We start from the raw sequence: 18,087 nt of genomic DNA, 5'->3' as shown, positions 1-18,087 counted from the left end.
CTCCACTATTTAGCTTATCATATTAACGTGTACCATCATTTATCTTAATTAGATACTCGTATTAATAGTACCTTTTCTGATGTGAATTGTAAAGTTGTTTTATTATAATAGACTAACATTTCTGTATCTTTTGTTTAGTTTTTATAAATAAAAAGCATCCCTTTAAGAGGGAATGCTTTTTTACTCATAAACATCCATTTCATACAGTTGCTTAAATCGTTTATTTGTTTTTAACAAGTCTTTGGGCCCACCAGACATATCAATTTTTCCATCTTCAATGAACACGACCTCATCAGCATGATGAATCCCAACTAAATGGTGGGTAATCCAAATCACTGTTTTATCTTTTAACACATGAAATACTGTTTCAAGTAATTGTTTTTCTGTTAGTGGATCCAAACCAATAGTTGGTTCATCAATAATAACAATTGACACATCTTGTAATAAGATTCTAGCTAACGCGATACGTTGTTGTTCTCCACCTGAAAATCGTTTACCGCCTTCTTCAACTAATGTGTCCATTCCCTGTGGCAAACGCTCCACAACTTGCTTTAGACCTGCTGCTTCGATGGCTTTTAATACGTCTTCATCTGTTGCATCTAAGTTACCTAAGCGCACATTATTTTTTAAACTCGTATTAAACAAGTATGGGTGTTGGTTTAGGACGCCAAAATAGTTAGCTTGTTGGCCTTCCATCTCTTTAATATCCACACCACCAACTAACACTTTACCTGATGTTGGAAGTAAATCTCCGCGAATAATCTGAGTTAATGTCGTTTTACCTGTTCCACTTTTTCCTAATAATGCGACAACATCCCCTTCTGGTATCGTTAAATTAAAATGAGATAGTAACTCTCGTTTACCTTGGGAATATTTAAAACTAACATCTTCTAACTGAATTGTGGTTGATTCTAAAGTAATTGAGTTTTTCGCCACTTCAGTGTCAACTTTATCCGGATCTGGTAATTTGGATAAACGCTGAACAGTATCTTCATAAATAGGTAACTCTTTAACTGAATCACTCACTGGCCCAAAGGCATCTAGTAATGGGAAAAATGACAGCACAAATGCCGCAATCCAATTTAGTGCTCCGGGGTTTCCTTGATTAATAAAGTATGATCCTGACCAGATAAAGAGACAAATAGCTATCACGCCAAAAATAAACTGCTTTACAATCCCTTCAAGTCTAGAGTAACGATTTAATTGATAATCTTCTTCTCTTACACTTGATTCAGCATCATTATACTGTGTTAGAAATTCTTCATAACGACCACTGTATTGCCAGTCAGCTACTCCTAAAACAGCATCTGTTAAATCATTATATAGCACATGTTTTTTTGCTTTTTTACGGTACACTCTAGCATTATTAACTAAGATTGCTGCTAGTGGCAATACCACTAGGATTAAAGCAAATAAAATTAACATTAATCCAGCAAATGGTAGAGAGAAGTATCCTAATCCTATCACAATAAAGAGATACAAAATATAAGACGTACAGATTGGGAAAATCGTTCTTAAATAAAGATTTTGGATATGGTTAATATCTTCTGATAATATCCCAAGTAAACTACCTGATTGGTAATTTTCTTTTGTATCTGTTGCCTCTGTTTCTAATGAGCGATACAATCTGACACGAATATCAGACGTCATTTTTAACACCCAGTTATGACTTCCTAAATGTTCGATATAACGAAACGTTGGTCTGGCAATACCAAATGCACGTGTTAATACAATTGGGACATACACCATTAGTATATTTTCAGGTTTTGCGGCCGAACGGCTAATCAAGTAGCCTGAGGTAAACATCAATGCTGCAGCTGAAAAAAACGTTAGAAACCCTAGAAATAAAACTAAGGCCAATAGTTTCTTATACTTCTTGAAAAAAGGTCTAACCCACTTATCTTGTTTTGTTAATAATAAGTGATCTTGTTTCATTTCTATAACCCTCCCTTCAATTGGTCAACAAAGTGTTGGTAGGCACCATTTTTAGCACGTAACTCATTATAAGTTCCTTGTTCCACAATTTTTCCATCTTCCATTACCAAGATATAATCCATCTCTCTCATCCAATGCAGACGATGCGTTGCAAAAAAGACAAGCTTATCTTCAAATAATGGCAACATAGTTTCTTTTAATTCATACTCTGTTTCCACATCTAGATGGGCTGTTGGTTCATCAAATAGTAAAACTTTTCGTTCTTTATCAAGCAACGCTCTGGCTACTGCAATTCGTTGGTATTGCCCTCCACTTAGTAAGTGGCCACCTTCACCAATCACAGTATCCCAACCTTCTGGTAATTCTTCAATGACATCTATCAAACCTGCTTGCTTGATGGCTTCAGCACATTCTTCAAAACTTGCTTCTGGATGATAGAATGTAATATTTTCTTTTAATGTGCCATGGAAAATATAAGGATCTTGAGGAATATAAAATAATTGATCTTGCCAAACTTTCTTTTGCAAATTACTCATAGCAGAATCATTAATATGAATACTTGGCTCTGTTGCTTCTAAAAACCCTCCTAATAGCTTAATCAACGTTGACTTACCAGAACCTGATAACCCAACAATTCCAATTTTCCCACTACCTTGCCAGTCAAAAGAAATATCCGTCAAGGTTGTTGCCTCTTGTGATTCATTATATTTTAACGACATATTTTTTAATGATAATGTATCTGATTCATTCCATGAACCTTTTAAGTCAATTGTTTCATCATTTGTTAATTCTTTTTGATCTAAAATTGAAAAAATAGATTTTAACGTGTTTCCACCATCTAATGTCGCATGGTAGTCATTTGAAAAATCTCGTAAGGGCAAAAAGAAATCTGGTGCTAACACTAAGGTTGTTAAAGCTGGTAATAATAAAATCTCTCCATTCATTAATTTAAACCCTAAAAAGACCGCCACAATTGCCACAGATAAGGTTGTAAAAAAATCTAGTGCAAATGTTGAAAGTATTGCAATTTTTAACGTACTCATTGTTGCTTTTCGGTAATCTTCACTAATGTCGTAAACATTTTTTTCATATGTCTTACTTAACCCTAAAAAATAAAGCGTTTCGATCCCTCTTAGAGAGTCTAAAAAATGATTACTTAATAACTGAAACCCTTCATATTGTCTATCTGCTTTGGCTCTTGCAGCGTATCCCAAAATAATCATAAATAAAATGATAACGGGAAAAACGATTAATAATATGACGCCTGAACGCACATCTTGCATAAATACAAACACTAAGATAATCCATGGTATGACCATCATATTGGTTAACTTCGGTAAAATTAACGTAATATAGTTTTCTACTTGGTCAATCCCTTCAATCGTCATAGTAACCATGTTACCAGTCCCTTCTTTTTGAACAAAGTTAGGACCTAAACGAAATATTTTCTGTAGCAATTGTTGTCGGACTTTTCTTGCTTCTTGATACGCGTACTTATCAAGAGATTTATCTCGTACATACAACACTAGCTGTCTACCAAAAAAACAAGAAAAAAACCAAATAAGCGACATCGTTTGCGATGCGACAGCTTCTCCGTTCCACAACGCACTGATACCTTTTGATAAAAAATAAGCCTGTCCGATAATTAATAAGGCTTGTAGGATTCCTAATCCTACAAGCCCAATTAAGACTGACCTAATTTTATCAATACGAAATAAATTCTTATCAATCAATCAGGTACAACTCCTTTTATCTATCTATCTTGACACGTTTGGCAAATTGTTTATATGCCCAAGCAACGTAAAGTAAGACGATTGGTAATAAGACAACTGTAACAATTGTCATTACTTTCAATGTATACGGTGTACTTGATGCATTTTCAATTAATAAACTAAATTGTGAGTCTTTGGCGATCATAACACGTGGGAATAACCCATTAAATAAGAATGCTACAATCCCAACGAAGACTAATCCAGTTGAAATAAAAGATAATCCTTCTTTGTCTTTATAAGTGCCATAAGCAGAAAGTGCTGCAAAAACAACAATTAAAACTAAAAGAATCAATGAAGAGGTAAAACGTTCAGTAAAGAAATCTGTTTTCAAATAAGCTAAGATAGCAAAAACAACTAATCCAGCAAATAATACTGGGTATAATTTTTTAGCAATAGCTAATGAACGTTCACGTACCGCACCTTCTGTTTTTAATCGTAAGTAGTTTAATCCATGTAAGAAACTAACTAAAGTCACTGCCACTCCACCAACGATAGAAAATAGGTTAACGTAATCAGTAAATGATGCATTCATCACGTTTTTAGACGCATTCATTGGTAGACCCATTACTAAGTCAACAAACATCATACCAAATAGAAATGGGACAATCACACTACCTAAAAACAATGCCCATTCCCAAGTATTACGTTCTTTCGCATTTTCAGAACTACTTCGGAACTTAAATGATACCCCGCGGATAATTAATCCTACTAAAATAAATAATAAAATTAAGTAGAATCCACTAAATAGTGACGCGTACCATTCCGGGAAAGAGGCAAACATTGCCCCACCAGCTGTAATTAACCATACTAAGTTACTTTCCCAAATAGGTCCAATTGTTTCAATGACTTGGTCACGTTCGCGTTTATTACGTGCAACCAGTTTAACTGACATCCCAACACCAAAGTCAAATCCTTCTAAGAAGAAGAATCCTGAAAACAAGACACCAATTAAAATAAACCATAAAAATTGTAAATTACTCATTTTACAGAACCCCCTTTGCAAATGGATCTATACCATCTTTTTTCGCTTCAGATGGATCCACATAGTAAGGCCCTTTTTTAACAGCACGTTTACAGAATACAAACATCACATAACCTAATACACTGAATAATAAGAAATAAACAATGTTACTAATTAATAATGATGTTGCTGATACACCAGGAGACACACTGTCTGCGATTGTAAACAATCCGTATACAGTCCATGGTGAACGTCCTAATTCAGTTACCAACCAACCGAATGTGTTTGAAATGAATGGGAAACTAATGCCTGCTACAAATAGCCATAGTAACCATTTCATATTTTGAATCTTGTTTTTATGAAGCAAGAATAGTCCCACAATAGCCATTAATGCCATTAGTGTACCAAAACCTGCCATGAATCTGAATCCCCAGAAAAGAGTCTTAACGGGTAAATAGTAGTCTACGTCTGAACCGAATTTTGCATCGTATTCGTCATGTAGATTTTTATTTGCTTGGTCCATCCCGATGTACTTATCTTCTCCACCTAAAAGTGTTAGTAAGTATGGCACAGAAATTTCCCATTTTGTTTCTTTTTCTTTTGTATCAATTGATGCAATAATATTCCATGGTGCAGGGGAAGTTGTATCTTCATAGATACCTTCCATTGCTGCAAATTTCATTGGTTGATCATTTGCAACAGCAATCATTTGTTGGTGACCAGCACCAATTGTTAAAATTGAACCAACTAATCCTAAAATCAATCCAATGTTCATTGATTTTTTAAAGAATTCCATGTCTTTGTTTTTAAGCATTTTCCATGCTGATGAACCTGCAATCACAAATCCACCGGTTACAATTGCTCCAAATAATACGTGAGGGTATTCTACCCATAATTGATGATTTTTTAGTAAACCAACAAAGCTTGTTAATTCTGCACGACCAGTTGCTTCGTTGATTGAATAAGCAACAGGATTTTGCATGAATGAGTTCGCTGCAAGAATCCAAAGTGCTGATAGTGCTGTACCGATTGAAACTAACCAAATAAATAATAAATGCAGTTTTTCGTTAAACTTGTCCCAACCAAACATCCATAAACCAATGAATGTTGATTCCATAAAGAATGCTAATAGTGCTTCAACAGCTAATGGTGCACCAAAAATATCCCCCATAAAGCGAGAGTATTCAGACCAGTTCATACCAAATTGAAACTCTTGGATAATCCCTGTTACAACCCCTACGGCAAAACCAATTAAAAAGATGTTGCCCCAGAATTTTGCCATATCTTTATAGATTTGTTCTTTTTTAACAACATACATTGTCTCCATTACCGCAACAGCAAATGCCATCCCGATAGACATTGGCACGAAAAAGAAATGGAAGACAGTTGTCATACCAAACTGGAACCGTGCCAAAAATTCGATATCCATAAATAATCCTCCTTATATAAATCTATTTAACAAACTCATTATACCCGATAGGTCAAGTAGTTTCAAAACTTTTTCAACTCGTTATCAAGTAATAATAAATTTAAATAACGTTTTTTACACACATTATCTCATTGTGACAAATTCTTCTGCTCCTGTTGGATGGATGGCAACCGTTTGATCAAAATCAGCTTTAGTTGCACCCATTCTTACAGCAACCGCAAATCCCTGTAGCATCTCGTCAACACCCAATCCAATACCGTGTAATCCAACAATCTTTTCTTCTTTTCCGACACACACAAGTTTCATCCAACATTTTTCGCGAACTTCAGTAATCGCAAACTGCATTGGGGTAAATCTAGACGTATATATTTTAACATCTTCACCATATTGTTCTCTGGCTTCTTTTTCTGTTAAACCAACTGTTCCAATCGCTGGATGTGAAAATACAACTGTTGGAACGGTATGATACTCTAAATATAAATTGTCTTGATTATTAAATAAGCGTTCAGATAATCTTCGTCCTGCTGCAATTGCTACAGGTGTTAAATTAATTTTATCAATGACATCCCCAACAGCATAAATGCCTTCTTGTGTGGTATTTTGATACTGGTCTACTTTTATAGCCCCTCTATCAGTTAGTTCAACATCTGTCACATCAAGGTTTAATCCATCCATATTTGGCACTCGACCGATTGCCCAGACAATTTCATCTACCTCGATTGATTTTCCATTTTCAAAGGACAAAACGTAACCAGAAGCTGTTTTGTCAACACTCTTTGGTACACTATTTGCATGTAAATTCATGCCACTTTTCTCATAACTTTCAGTTAATCCTTGAATTAATAAGTCATCGAATTCACGTAAAAATGTGTCACGTCTAAATGCCAAATGAGTCGTTGCTCCTAAGCCATGTAATACGCCAGCGATTTCCACTGCGATATATCCAGCTCCAACTACTGCCACTCGTTTTGGTAGTTCTGTTAATTCAAAAAAGCCATTTGAATCAATACCATATTCTGCACCGGGAATATTCGGACGAATAATTTTTCCACCTGTCGCAATTAAAATATGAGGAGCAGTAAATGTTTCTCCGTTTACTTCGACCGCATTTTTTTCTTTAAATTTCGCGTAACCCTTAATATGAGTCACTCCATTACTTTCTAGCCCTTTTAAATACAAACCGTTCAATCGTTTAATATATGTTTGGCGATTTTCGACTAAACGAGCCATGTCAAAGCCATCAACAGTGATATCAAAACCATATTCATAGGCTTGATGGTGTAGCATGTCATTCATTTGAGATGCTGACCACATCACTTTTTTAGGAACACATCCAACATTGACACATGTCCCACCAAGCTCGTTTCCTTCTATTAATAACACTTTAGCCCCATGCATACCTGCTCTATTAGCAGAAGCTATTCCACCACTACCTCCACCAATCACTATATAATCAAATGTTTTCATCCATTTTCTCCCTTCTTACTTCTGTTTACGAATCATATCACCAGGTTTAACTGGTTGTGCGACTGGCATTTTGACAATCATCATAGCATTTGGTGCTTTTTCAATTGATTCACCGTCTTCATTCCACATCTCTTTGATATCTTGTTCAAAGTGAGTAAATCCAGGTCCGTAAAATTCAATACGATCTTCGATTCTGAAATGATTTCGTTGTCGGATAGTGGCAATTTTAGTTTCGTCATCATATTCTAACACTTCACCAATGAATTTATACACTGGAATTTTCCGACGTTTTCCAAATAATTGTTCCTCATCTGTTGGAATATGATAATAAAAACCAGTTGCTAATTCTCGTTGTGCCACTTTCCATAGTTCATCAATCCACTCTTGTTTGCACTCATAATTTTCCGGATCAGCCATGTAACTATCAACTGCTTTTTTATACACATTAGATACCGTTGATACATAGTGAATCGACTTCATGCGTCCTTCAATTTTCAGACTGTCGACACCATTTTTTACCAAATCAGGAATGTGTTCGATCATTGACATATCCACCGCACTCATTGAAAACGGCTCACTCACTTCACCAGTGTCTGTTAATGACCGTCTTTCTTCACCAAATGGCATATCAAATAAATCATATTTCCAACGACATGATTGCGAACAGCCACCACGGTTAGCATCTCGATGACTCATATGATTTGATAAGGTACAACGACCTGAGTAGGAAATACACATCGCACCATGAATAAAGGCTTCAATTTCAATATCCGTATTCTCACGAATTTTCGCTACCTCGTCCATTGAGACCTCACGACCTAATACCACTCGCTCTAGTCCTTCATTTTTCCAAAACTCTAATGTTTCAAAATTTGTCGCAGAAGATTGTGTCGACAAATGAACCGGTAAACCAGGTGCTTCAGTAATGCATACTTCAATTAATGCTGGGTCAGAAACGATTACCGCACTAATGCCAATATCTCGCAATTTTCTGAAAAACTCACCAGCCCCTTTAGCATCTCCTTCATGCGTCACCATGTTAGCCGCCACATAAACTTTTGCTCCTCGTTCTTTGGCAAATGCGACACCCTCTTCCATTTCTTCATAAGAAAAGTTCCCAGCACGACTTCTTAGGCCGTAAGCATTTCCACCAATATACACAGCATCTGCTCCGTAATGTATCGCAATTTTCAATTTTTCAAGCGTACCAGCCGGAGCCAGTACTTCTGGTCGTTTCAATGTATTTGTCATCTTTACTCTCTCCTATTTTATTTCCTCAGGATCTAAATAATAAAAGCCAGTATCCAAACTTCTTCCTTTTGGATGATGTTCCATAATCGTTTTTTGTAGTGATTTTGCCAAATCCTGTGTCCAAGTGTCTTCAACCAACGCTTTTTTAGCTATAATAAAACTTGAAACAATACTCACAAAATCTTCCCCAGGAGTGTACATCCCATCTAATTTCCAATGTCTTAAACCAGCATCATATAATTCTTTTAATTCAAACATTAAGTCTACATCATTTGTGGCATAAATGTGTGTCCCATGCTTATCCTCGAAAATAGAATAATGCGTTTCTTCATCTTTAGGTTCAGATATAAACAACCCATCTTCTTTAGAAACATTGTCTTGTTGCTTCGTAAAATTAAAATAATTTGTAATCAATGGGCGTTTTGAGTGATGGATACACGTCGCACCATACACTAAAACTTCAGTAAAGACTTGCGTATCTTTGGCAATTTGTTGCAACTCCTCAAACGGAATTTCTCTAGCTAAAATTGCACCAGTTGCACCACGTTTGGCCCAAAAGTTTACTTGCCTTGAACTAGTCACCATTGTTTCAGCATTATATACATAAGGTAGTTTATATCCATCTCGTCGTAACACATAAATCACACCAGGATCGCCTACAATAATATCATCTACTCCAATTGACTCTAAAAAACCCAAATATTCAGGAATACGCTCCATTTTATCTGGATGCATAATCGCACTCACCGCAACACGAGCTTTTTTCCTTTACTATGAGCTAATTGAACCAATTCAGTCATTTCTTCTCTTGTGAAATAATGAGGTAATCTCAACCCAAATTCTTCTTCTCCAAAACAAATTACATCAATATCTAATTCGACCAGTTGACGTGCCTGTTCTAATGAGTCCACTGTCGTACTTATCTCTATCATTCTAGACACTCCTATCCTTTATAAACACTTTTTATCCTACCATATTGCATAGATAAATCGCAATCTTTCACAAGGTAAAAGCGCTAGTTATTTAACTAACTAACGCTTGTTCGTTACACTTTTTCTATCTTTTTTACTTTTGTATTAATTTTCCCTTTTGATGCGCCAAGAGTCACTATATCTCCTGTTTGAAGCTCACCAGACAAGAGTAATTCACTAAGTCTATCTTCGACTTCTTTTTGCAAAGCACGACGAATTGGACGAGCTCCGTATTCCGGATCAAACCCTTCACTACTGATAACATCAATAGCTGCTGGAGTTAATTTTAATGTAATATCTTGTTCTTTTAATCTCTCAACCACATCTTTAGACATGATCTTCACGATATCATGTAGTTGTTCTTTATTTAGTGAATGGAACACAACCACTTCATCTACACGATTTAAGAACTCAGGTCTAAATGATTTTTTCAATTCTTCTAATATACGAGATTTCATCGCTTTATAATCTTTGGTTTCATCTGCTACACCAAATCCAACAGTCTTTTCATCTCGTAAAGAAGTAGCACCGATATTTGATGTCATGATAATAATCGTATTTTTAAAATCTACTTTACGACCTTTGGCATCAGTTAAATGCCCATCATCTAATACTTGTAACAACACATTAAACACATCAGGATGGGCTTTTTCCACCTCATCAAGTAGCACAACAGAATATGGTTTTTGACGAATTCGCTCAGTCAATTGACCACCTTCATCATAACCAACATATCCTGGGGGTGAGCCGACTAAACGGCTTGTACTATGTTTTTCCATAAACTCAGACATATCCACTCGAATCAGGGCATCTTCTGAACCAAACATCACTTCAGCAATTGTTTTAGCTAGTTCTGTTTTCCCAACACCTGTTGGCCCTAAAAACATAAATGACCCAATTGGACGATTAGGACTCTTCAATCCACTTCTCGCACGTCGAATGGCACGTGAGACAGATTCTACAGCCTCTTCTTGACCGACAACACGTTCATGCATGACCTTTTCCAAATCAAGTAATCGTTCACTCTCTTTTTTCTCTAACTGTGTTAAAGGAATACCAGTCCATTGAGAAATGACAGATTCGATATCTTCTTCGGTCACTTTTTGTATATAACCGGCTGATTCTTTTTCTTGTTTTTCAACTAATTTTGCTAATTTTTTTAAGGCTTTCTTTTCTATCTCTCGAATTTCAACCACTTCGGCAAAATTTTGTGAGATAATTGCTTCTTCTTTTTGCTTATAAATATCAGCTAATACCTGTTGCTGTTTCACTATTGGAGATGGTTTTTCCGCCTGATTCAAACGCACTTTAGCAGCTGCTTCATCTATTAAATCAATAGCTTTATCAGGAAGTTGACGGTCATTTATGTAACGAATAGATAGTTTTACAGCTGCTTCAATAGCTTCTTCTGTAATCGCTACTTGATGATGCTCTTCATATTGTGCTTTTAACCCTGATAAAATATCAATTGTTTCTTCTTCATTTGGTTCATCCACTAAAATTTTAGCAAAACGTCTTTCTAATGCAGGATCTTTTTCAATATATTTTTGATATTCATCTAATGTTGTAGCCCCTATTGTTTGTAATTCACCACGAGCAAGAGCTGGTTTTAAAATATTAGACGCATCAATCGCACCTTCCGCTCCACCAGCGCCAATCAATGTATGTAATTCATCAATAAACAAAATAACTTCGCCGTCATGATAAATTTCATCCACTAATTTTTTCATACGATCTTCAAATTCACCACGATATTTTGTTCCTGCAACTACTGCTCCCATATCAAGCATCATCACTCGTTTATTTCGCATATCTTTTGGAACATTTGCCGCAACAATGCGTTGTGCTAATCCTTCAGCAATTGCCGTTTTACCTACACCTGGGTCTCCAACTAAAACCGGGTTATTTTTGGTACGACGACTCAATATTTGGATCAGTCTTTCCACTTCGGTATCTCGGCCAACTAACGGATCCAATCGTTTTTCTCTAGCACTTTGAGTTAAATCTCTAGCGAGTGATTCCAGCGTTGGTGTTCCTTCATTTGTTAGTGATTTTGCTGATTTTCGAGATTTTCCATTCTTACTATTTTCATTAATACCAACTCTTTTTAAAATATCTTTGCGTAATTTTTTTAAATCTACCGTAAAGTTCTGTAGAATACGTGCTGATAGCAAGGTATCTTCTCTAATTAAAGCAAGTAAAATGTGCTCAGTACCAATACTGGGTGCTCCTAGTCGTTTTGCCTCTTCTCCAGCAAAAGCTAACACATCCTTTGCCCTAGGTGAATATGGTAAAAGCTGACCTTTTTTCGTTTTATAGCTACCATATTGAACAACCTGCTCAATCTCCTCAAATATAACTTCTTCATCTATATTTAATTTTCTAATTGCTTTACCCCCAACTCCTCTTGGCTCTTTAACTAATCCTAATAAGAGATCCTCTGTTCCCACAGTATCATGCTTAAAATATCTAGCACTTTCTTGTGCCAATTCCAGAACATCATTTGCACGTTTCGTAAATAATTCGCTCATCTAAGTTCCTCTCTTTCTTTATATGTTAAACGCTCTATAATAGCAATCATCATATTAGATCTTAACAGTCTTTCTTCAGAAGAACGGCTAATCCCATTTAATTTAAAGGCTGCTTGCAACAAATGCCTTTCACGTAACGTAATAATATCATTATCATGTAGTTCATTTAAAATAGCAAATGCCTCACTTTCTGTCAAACCATTACTAATCATCTCAGGTATTTCTTCACACAATTTAGTTTTATATTGAATTAATTTCACCTTAACAATTCGAATATAACCACCACCGCCACGCTTACTTTCTACTCTATATCCTTTTGGAATCGTGAATCTCGTATTTATCACGTAATTGATTTGCGAAGGGACGCAATTAAACTGATTAGCAAGTTCCGCTCGTTTAATTTCTATAATATCTTCATTGGCCAACAATTCTTTTAGATGTTCTTCTATAATATCTGACATGTTTTTATTCTCCATTAGATTACCACCCCTTACTATCCAATTGACTTATATTGACCTTTATTATACTAAAAATTTATCGATATTTATAATAATACGATTTATATAAATTCTATTATTCACCAATTTTAAAATTAAGCTAGACAACTAAAAAAATCGACTCTATATCAAATCGTGTTGATGGACAATAATATTGATGAAAAAGTATCAAAAATAAAATAGAATTAATTGAAGTGAGGGAAGAAATTCTCTCGCTTTTTTATTTAACCTGAAAAACTTGATTTTGAATCAAAAAGATACGTCGTTTGAATAGTAGAAAGTTTCGATAGCCATAGGCCACACGTTTAATCACTTTAATTTTATTGTTAATGCCTTCTAAGAAACCATTTGAATAGTAGTATTTAAAGGCATTCATAATTCCTTGGGAGAATTTACCAATAAAAGGAGTTTCCAATAACGCTTTAATCTTCGATACCGCTTTCCTTCCTCTTGATTATGGCGTTTGGAAAGACTGTTTTTAATAGTTGACCGTAACTTGCATTCATGTCCATGACCAAAAATCTTACTTTTAAACGTGATTTTCTGGAATACTTCATAAAGTAAGAAACCAACTTATGTAATCCTTTATCAGGTAAGATATCGATTATTTTTTTAGATGTCGCATCAGCACAAATAAAGCTCATTCCAGCTAAGTCAAAAGCAATTTGGTATTTAAGCTGTTTAGAAATTTGAGAATAGTCATCTACTAGAGAAGTAGAAGCACTGAAAGTTGATCCACAGTTTCTACAAAGGTAACGTGCTCTGTGAAGTTTCAGATAAGTTGGGCGACGTTCAACTTCAGGCAATTGACTAATGGTTTGATACGTTCCATTTTTAACGAATTGATAAAATCCACATTTCTTGCATTGCTTATCCTTATTCACTAATCTTCCTGTAATCATGTTAACTGAGCGGTTGTTTCTCGCTTCGCGAGACAACCAATCCTCATTAAAAATAAGAGAATCATCTAAGAATGCCCCTTTTTCTATGCCTAAAACAAAAAATCGCATTGATAGAATTTAATCTATCAACACGATTTAGTGTACAGCCCCTATTTTGTAACCTATTAAAAATACACCATCACAAAATACGATGGTGTCAACTGTATCAACCGATATACCGGCGGCCGGGGTCGAACCGGCACGCCCGTGAGGGCACTGGATTTTGAGTCCAGCGCGTCTGCCAATTCCGCCACGCCGGCAAAACAAGAGGCGGTAACCGGATTTGAACCGATGATAAAGGTTTTGCAGACCTCTGCCTTACCACTTGGCTATACCGCCTTTAAACAAACTGGGCTAGCTGGATTCGAACCAACGAGTGACGGAGTCAAAGTCCGTTGCCTTACCGCTTGGCTATAGCCCAATAATAAAAAGGCGACTGATGGGAATCGAACCCACGAATGCCGGAGCCACAATCCGGTGCGTTAACCACTTCGCCACAGTCGCCATAATTATAACAGGGGTAGTAGGAATCGAACCCACGCTGACGGTTTTGGAGACCGTAGTTCTACCGCTAAACTATACCCCTTTAAATATGGAGGGGGGCAGATTCGAACTGCCGAACCCGAAGGAGCGGATTTACAGTCCGCCGCGTTTAGCCACTTCGCTACCCCTCCAAATGGCGCAAGACAGAATCGAACTGCCGACACACGGAGCTTCAATCCGTTGCTCTACCAACTGAGCTACTGCGCCAATAACGGTCCCGACGGGAATCGAACCCGCGATCTCCTGCGTGACAGGCAGGCATGTTAACCCCTACACCACGGAACCTATTATGGTTTTATTTCATTAATTGTTATGACCCGTACGGGACTCGAACCCGTGTTACCGCCGTGAAAGGGCGGTGTCTTAACCGCTTGACCAACGGGCCAATATAATAATTTTTTTAGATACGGAGAGTAAGGGATTCGAACCCTTGAGACAGTTATTACCGCCTACATGATTTCCAATCATGCTCCTTCGGCCAACTCGGACAACTCTCCTGAGTTTTCAACCTTACTATAAAAGAACTCCGGCAGTAGGACTCGAACCTACGACATCATGATTAACAGTCATGCGCTACTACCAACTGAGCTATGCCGGATAATAATTAATATAAGTACGGCAACGTCCTACTCTCACAAAGGGAAACCCTTCACTACCCTCGGCGCTAAGAAGCTTAACTTCTGTGTTCGGCATGGTTACAGGTGTATCCTTCTTGCCATCGTCACCGCACTTATATATTATTGAGTAATTGCTCACTCAAAACTGAATGTTAAAGTTATCTATCATCATAATTGTCCACCGCTTATTTTGGTTAAGTCCTCGACCGATTAGTACTAGTCCGCTCCATACATCACTGTACTTCCACTCCTAGCCTATCTACCTGATCATCTTTCAGGGGTCTTACTTCCTTAAAGGAATGGGAAATCTCATCTTGAGGGGGGCTTCACGCTTAGATGCTTTCAGCGTTTATCCCGTCCATACATAGCTACCCAGCAATGCCCTTGGCAGAACAACTGGTACACCAGAGGTATGTCCATCCCGGTCCTCTCGTACTAAGGACAGCTCCTCTCAAATTTCCAACGCCCGCGACGGATAGGGACCGAACTGTCTCACGACGTTCTGAACCCAGCTCGCGTGCCGCTTTAATGGGCGAACAGCCCAACCCTTGGGACCGACTACAGCCCCAGGATGCGACGAGCCGACATCGAGGTGCCAAACCTCCCCGTCGATGTGAACTCTTGGGGGAGATAAGCCTGTTATCCCCAGGGTAGCTTTTATCCGTTGAGCGATGGCCCTTCCATGCGGAACCACCGGATCACTAAGCCCGACTTTCGTCCCTGCTCGAGTTGTAGCTCTCGCAGTCAAGCTCCCTTCTGCCTTTGCACTCTACGAATGATTTCCAACCATTCTGAGGGAACCTTTGGGCGCCTCCGTTACCTTTTGGGAGGCGACCGCCCCAGTCAAACTGTCCATCTGACACTGTCTCCCACCACGATTAGTGGTGCGGGTTAGAATGGTCATAACACAAGGGTAGTATCCCACCAGCGCCTCCATCGAAACTAGCGTTCCGACTTCTACGGCTCCTACCTATCCTGTACATGTGTCACAAACATTCAATATCAAACTACAGTAAAGCTCCATGGGGTCTTTCCGTCCTGTCGCGGGTAACCTGCATCTTCACAGGTACTAAAATTTCACCGAGTCTCTCGTTGAGACAGTGCCCAAATCGTTACGCCTTTCGTGCGGGTCGGAACTTACCCGACAAGGAATTTCGCTACCTTAGGACCGTTATAGTTACGGCCGCCGTTTACTGGGGCTTCAATTTTGAGCTTCGCTATTGCTAACCCATCCTCTTAACCTTCCAGCACCGGGCAGGCGTCAGCCCCTATACGTCATCTTTCGATTTTGCAGAGACCTGTGTTTTTGATAAACAGTCGCTTGGGCCTATTCACTGCGGCTGAACTTGCGTTCAGCACCCCTTCTCCCGAAGTTACGGGGTCATTTTGCCGAGTTCCTTAACGAGAGTTCTCTCGCTCACCTTAGGATTCTCTCCTCGACTACCTGTGTCGGTTTGCGGTACGGGTCATTTGTTTCTAACTAGAAGCTTTTCTTGACAGTGTGACATTGAGACTTCGGTACTTTATTTCCCTACTCATCACAACTTGTCCTTAAAGATAAAAGCATTTGACTCTTATCAAGACTTGTTGCTTGAACGTGCACTTCCAGTCGCACGATCTCATAGCCTCCTGTGTCCCTCCATTGTTCAAACAAAACAAACGAGTACAGGAATCTCAACCTGTTATCCATCGCCTACGCCTATCGGCCTCAGCTTAGGTCCCGACTAACCCTGGGAGGACGAGCCTTCCCCAGGAAACCTTAGTCATTCGGTGGACAGGATTCTCACCTGTCTTTCGCTACTCATACCGGCATTCTCACTTCTAAGCGCTCCACCAGTCCTTACGATCCAGCTTCAACGCCCTTAGAACGCTCTCCTACCATAGAACCAAAGGTTCTATCCACAGCTTCGGTAACATGTTTAGCCCCGGTACATTTTCGGCGCAAGGGCACTCGACTAGTGAGCTATTACGCACTCTTTAAATGGTGGCTGCTTCTAAGCCAACATCCTAGTTGTTTGTGCACCCTCACATCCTTTTCCACTTAACATGTATTTTGGGACCTTAGCTGGTGGTCTGGGCTGTTTCCCTTTCGACAATGGATCTTATCACTCACTGTCTGACTCCCGGATATAAATGAATGGCATTCGGAGTTTATCTGAATTCGGTAACCCAAGACGGGCCCCTAGTCCAAACAGTGCTCTACCTCCATCATTCTCAAATCCGAGGCTAGCCCTAAAGCTATTTCGGAGAGAACCAGCTATCTCCAAGTTCGTTTGGAATTTCTCCGCTACCCACACCTCATCCCCGCACTTTTCAACGTACGTGGGTTCGGTCCTCCAGTGCGTTTTACCACACCTTCAACCTGGACATGGGTAGGTCACATGGTTTCGGGTCTACGACAACATACTCATTCGCCCTATTCAGACTCGCTTTCGCTACGGCTCCGCTTCTTCAGCTTAACCTCGCATGCTATCGTAACTCGCCGGTTCATTCTGCAAAAGGCACGCTATCACCCATTAACGGGCTCTAACTTCTTGTAGGCACACGGTTTCAGGTTCTATTTCACTCCCCTTCCGGGGTGCTTTTCACCTTTCCCTCACGGTACTGGTTCACTATCGGTCACTAGAGAGTATTTAGCCTTGGGAGATGGTCCTCCCGGATTCCGACGGAATTTCTCGTGTTCCGCCGTACTCAGGATACTCATAGGTGTGTTGTCAATTTCGTCTACGGGGCTTTTACCCGCTACGGCTGACCTTTCCAAGTCGATTCGACTATCCACAACAGCTACCACAGCTGAGTCCTACAACCCCAACAAGCAAGCTTGTTGGTTTGGGCTGTTTCCGTTTCGCTCGCCGCTACTAAGGAAATCGATTTTTCTTTCTCTTCCTGCAGGTACTTAGATGTTTCAGTTCTCTGCGTCTACCTTCTAATAGCTATGTATTCACTATTAGATAATATCCTATAAAAGATATTGGGTTCCCCCATTCGGAAATCTCCGGATCATAGCATACTTACTGCTCCCCGAAGCATATCGGTGTTAGTCCCGTCCTTCATCGGCTTCTAGTGCCAAGGCATCCACCGTGCGCCCTTATTCACTTAACCTTTTCTAACCTTACGGTTAGCTTTTTTTAATTAATGACTAACTAGCGATAGATAATCATTAATACATTTC

9 protein-coding genes, 11 tRNA genes, 2 rRNA genes and 2 pseudogenes are annotated in these 18,087 nt (G+C 38.6%); all 24 read right to left on the bottom strand.

The window, feature by feature from the left end; genetic code table 11:
- Positions 1-180: 180 nt before the first annotated feature.
- Complete coding sequence (gene cydC, locus BW731_RS06530; RefSeq protein WP_079346678.1) at positions 181-1,935, bottom strand: thiol reductant ABC exporter subunit CydC; 1,755 nt, start codon at positions 1,933-1,935, stop codon at positions 181-183.
- A gap of 2 nt (positions 1,936-1,937) precedes the next feature.
- Positions 1,938-3,668, bottom strand: coding sequence for a thiol reductant ABC exporter subunit CydD (gene cydD / locus BW731_RS06525; RefSeq protein WP_079346676.1), 1,731 nt, complete (start codon positions 3,666-3,668; stop codon positions 1,938-1,940).
- Positions 3,669-3,684: 16 nt separating this feature from the next.
- Entirely contained in the window at positions 3,685-4,689 is a 1,005-nt protein-coding gene (gene cydB, locus BW731_RS06520) for a cytochrome d ubiquinol oxidase subunit II (protein ID WP_079346674.1), read from the bottom strand.
- Between the two features lies 1 nt (position 4,690).
- The gene (locus BW731_RS06515; protein WP_079346672.1) at positions 4,691-6,097 is read right to left on the bottom strand and encodes a cytochrome ubiquinol oxidase subunit I; all 1,407 of its coding nucleotides are present in this window, start codon (positions 6,095-6,097) and stop codon (positions 4,691-4,693) included.
- Positions 6,098-6,220: 123 nt separating this feature from the next.
- Positions 6,221-7,564 (bottom strand): glutathione-disulfide reductase, encoded by a 1,344-nt coding sequence (gene gor, locus BW731_RS06510; protein WP_079346670.1) that lies wholly within the window; start codon positions 7,562-7,564, stop codon positions 6,221-6,223.
- Between the two features lie 15 nt (positions 7,565-7,579).
- Positions 7,580-8,815: a peptidase U32 family protein gene (locus tag BW731_RS06505; RefSeq protein WP_079346668.1), complete on the bottom strand. Its 1,236-nt coding sequence runs from the start codon at positions 8,813-8,815 to the stop codon at positions 7,580-7,582.
- Positions 8,816-8,827: 12 nt separating this feature from the next.
- Positions 8,828-9,747, bottom strand: a pseudogene (locus BW731_RS06500) (peptidase U32 family protein).
- Between the two features lie 113 nt (positions 9,748-9,860).
- Complete coding sequence (locus tag BW731_RS06495) at positions 9,861-12,317, bottom strand: ATP-dependent Clp protease ATP-binding subunit (protein ID WP_079346666.1); 2,457 nt, start codon at positions 12,315-12,317, stop codon at positions 9,861-9,863.
- Complete coding sequence (locus BW731_RS06490) at positions 12,314-12,793, bottom strand: CtsR family transcriptional regulator (RefSeq protein ID WP_079346664.1); 480 nt, start codon at positions 12,791-12,793, stop codon at positions 12,314-12,316. Before BW731_RS06490 ends, BW731_RS06495 begins: the two co-directional genes overlap by 4 nt.
- Before the next feature lie 262 nt (positions 12,794-13,055).
- A pseudogene (locus tag BW731_RS13070) lies at positions 13,056-13,178 on the bottom strand (transposase); the annotation flags it as partial.
- A gap of 58 nt (positions 13,179-13,236) precedes the next feature.
- Complete coding sequence (locus tag BW731_RS06485) at positions 13,237-13,824, bottom strand: transposase (RefSeq protein ID WP_143592748.1); 588 nt, start codon at positions 13,822-13,824, stop codon at positions 13,237-13,239.
- Between the two features lie 107 nt (positions 13,825-13,931).
- A tRNA-Leu gene (locus tag BW731_RS06480) sits at positions 13,932-14,015 on the bottom strand.
- Between the two features lie 8 nt (positions 14,016-14,023).
- A tRNA-Cys gene (locus BW731_RS06475) sits at positions 14,024-14,094 on the bottom strand.
- A 10-nt stretch (positions 14,095-14,104) separates the two neighbouring features.
- Positions 14,105-14,176: transfer RNA gene (locus tag BW731_RS06470), tRNA-Gln, on the bottom strand.
- Positions 14,177-14,186: 10 nt separating this feature from the next.
- Positions 14,187-14,259: transfer RNA gene (locus tag BW731_RS06465), tRNA-His, on the bottom strand.
- Between the two features lie 11 nt (positions 14,260-14,270).
- A tRNA-Trp gene (locus tag BW731_RS06460) sits at positions 14,271-14,341 on the bottom strand.
- 7 nt (positions 14,342-14,348) lie between these two features.
- Positions 14,349-14,429, bottom strand: a tRNA-Tyr gene (locus tag BW731_RS06455).
- A gap of 3 nt (positions 14,430-14,432) precedes the next feature.
- Positions 14,433-14,505 (bottom strand) — tRNA-Phe (locus tag BW731_RS06450).
- A gap of 5 nt (positions 14,506-14,510) precedes the next feature.
- Positions 14,511-14,583, bottom strand: a tRNA-Asp gene (locus BW731_RS06445).
- A 28-nt stretch (positions 14,584-14,611) separates the two neighbouring features.
- Positions 14,612-14,683, bottom strand: a tRNA-Glu gene (locus BW731_RS06440).
- Between the two features lie 22 nt (positions 14,684-14,705).
- Positions 14,706-14,795: transfer RNA gene (locus tag BW731_RS06435), tRNA-Ser, on the bottom strand.
- 27 nt (positions 14,796-14,822) lie between these two features.
- Positions 14,823-14,896 (bottom strand) — tRNA-Asn (locus BW731_RS06430).
- Positions 14,897-14,911: 15 nt separating this feature from the next.
- A 5S ribosomal RNA gene (rrf, locus tag BW731_RS06425) occupies positions 14,912-15,027 on the bottom strand.
- 78 nt (positions 15,028-15,105) lie between these two features.
- Positions 15,106-18,017: ribosomal RNA gene (locus BW731_RS06420) — 23S ribosomal RNA — on the bottom strand.
- Between the last annotated feature and the right edge of the window lie 70 nt (positions 18,018-18,087).

The organism is Vagococcus martis (assembly GCF_002026305.1).
Classification (GTDB): domain Bacteria; phylum Bacillota; class Bacilli; order Lactobacillales; family Vagococcaceae; genus Vagococcus; species Vagococcus martis.
This window is presented reverse-complemented; position numbering and strand designations above follow the sequence as displayed.

Bases quoted from the DNA above. Each gene is read 5' to 3' on its own strand.
- cydC (WP_079346678.1), bottom strand. From the start codon at position 1,935: ATGAAACAAGATCACTTATTATTAACAAAACAAGATAAGTGGGTTAGA.
- cydB (WP_079346674.1), bottom strand. From the start codon at position 4,689: ATGAGTAATTTACAATTTTTATGGTTTATTTTAATTGGTGTCTTGTTT.
- BW731_RS06515 (WP_079346672.1), bottom strand. From the start codon at position 6,097: ATGGATATCGAATTTTTGGCACGGTTCCAGTTTGGTATGACAACTGTC.
- gor (WP_079346670.1), bottom strand. From the start codon at position 7,564: ATGAAAACATTTGATTATATAGTGATTGGTGGAGGTAGTGGTGGAATA.
- BW731_RS06505 (WP_079346668.1), bottom strand. From the start codon at position 8,815: ATGACAAATACATTGAAACGACCAGAAGTACTGGCTCCGGCTGGTACG.
- BW731_RS06495 (WP_079346666.1), bottom strand. From the start codon at position 12,317: ATGAGCGAATTATTTACGAAACGTGCAAATGATGTTCTGGAATTGGCA.
- BW731_RS06490 (WP_079346664.1), bottom strand. From the start codon at position 12,793: ATGGAGAATAAAAACATGTCAGATATTATAGAAGAACATCTAAAAGAA.
- BW731_RS06485 (WP_143592748.1), bottom strand. From the start codon at position 13,824: ATGCGATTTTTTGTTTTAGGCATAGAAAAAGGGGCATTCTTAGATGAT.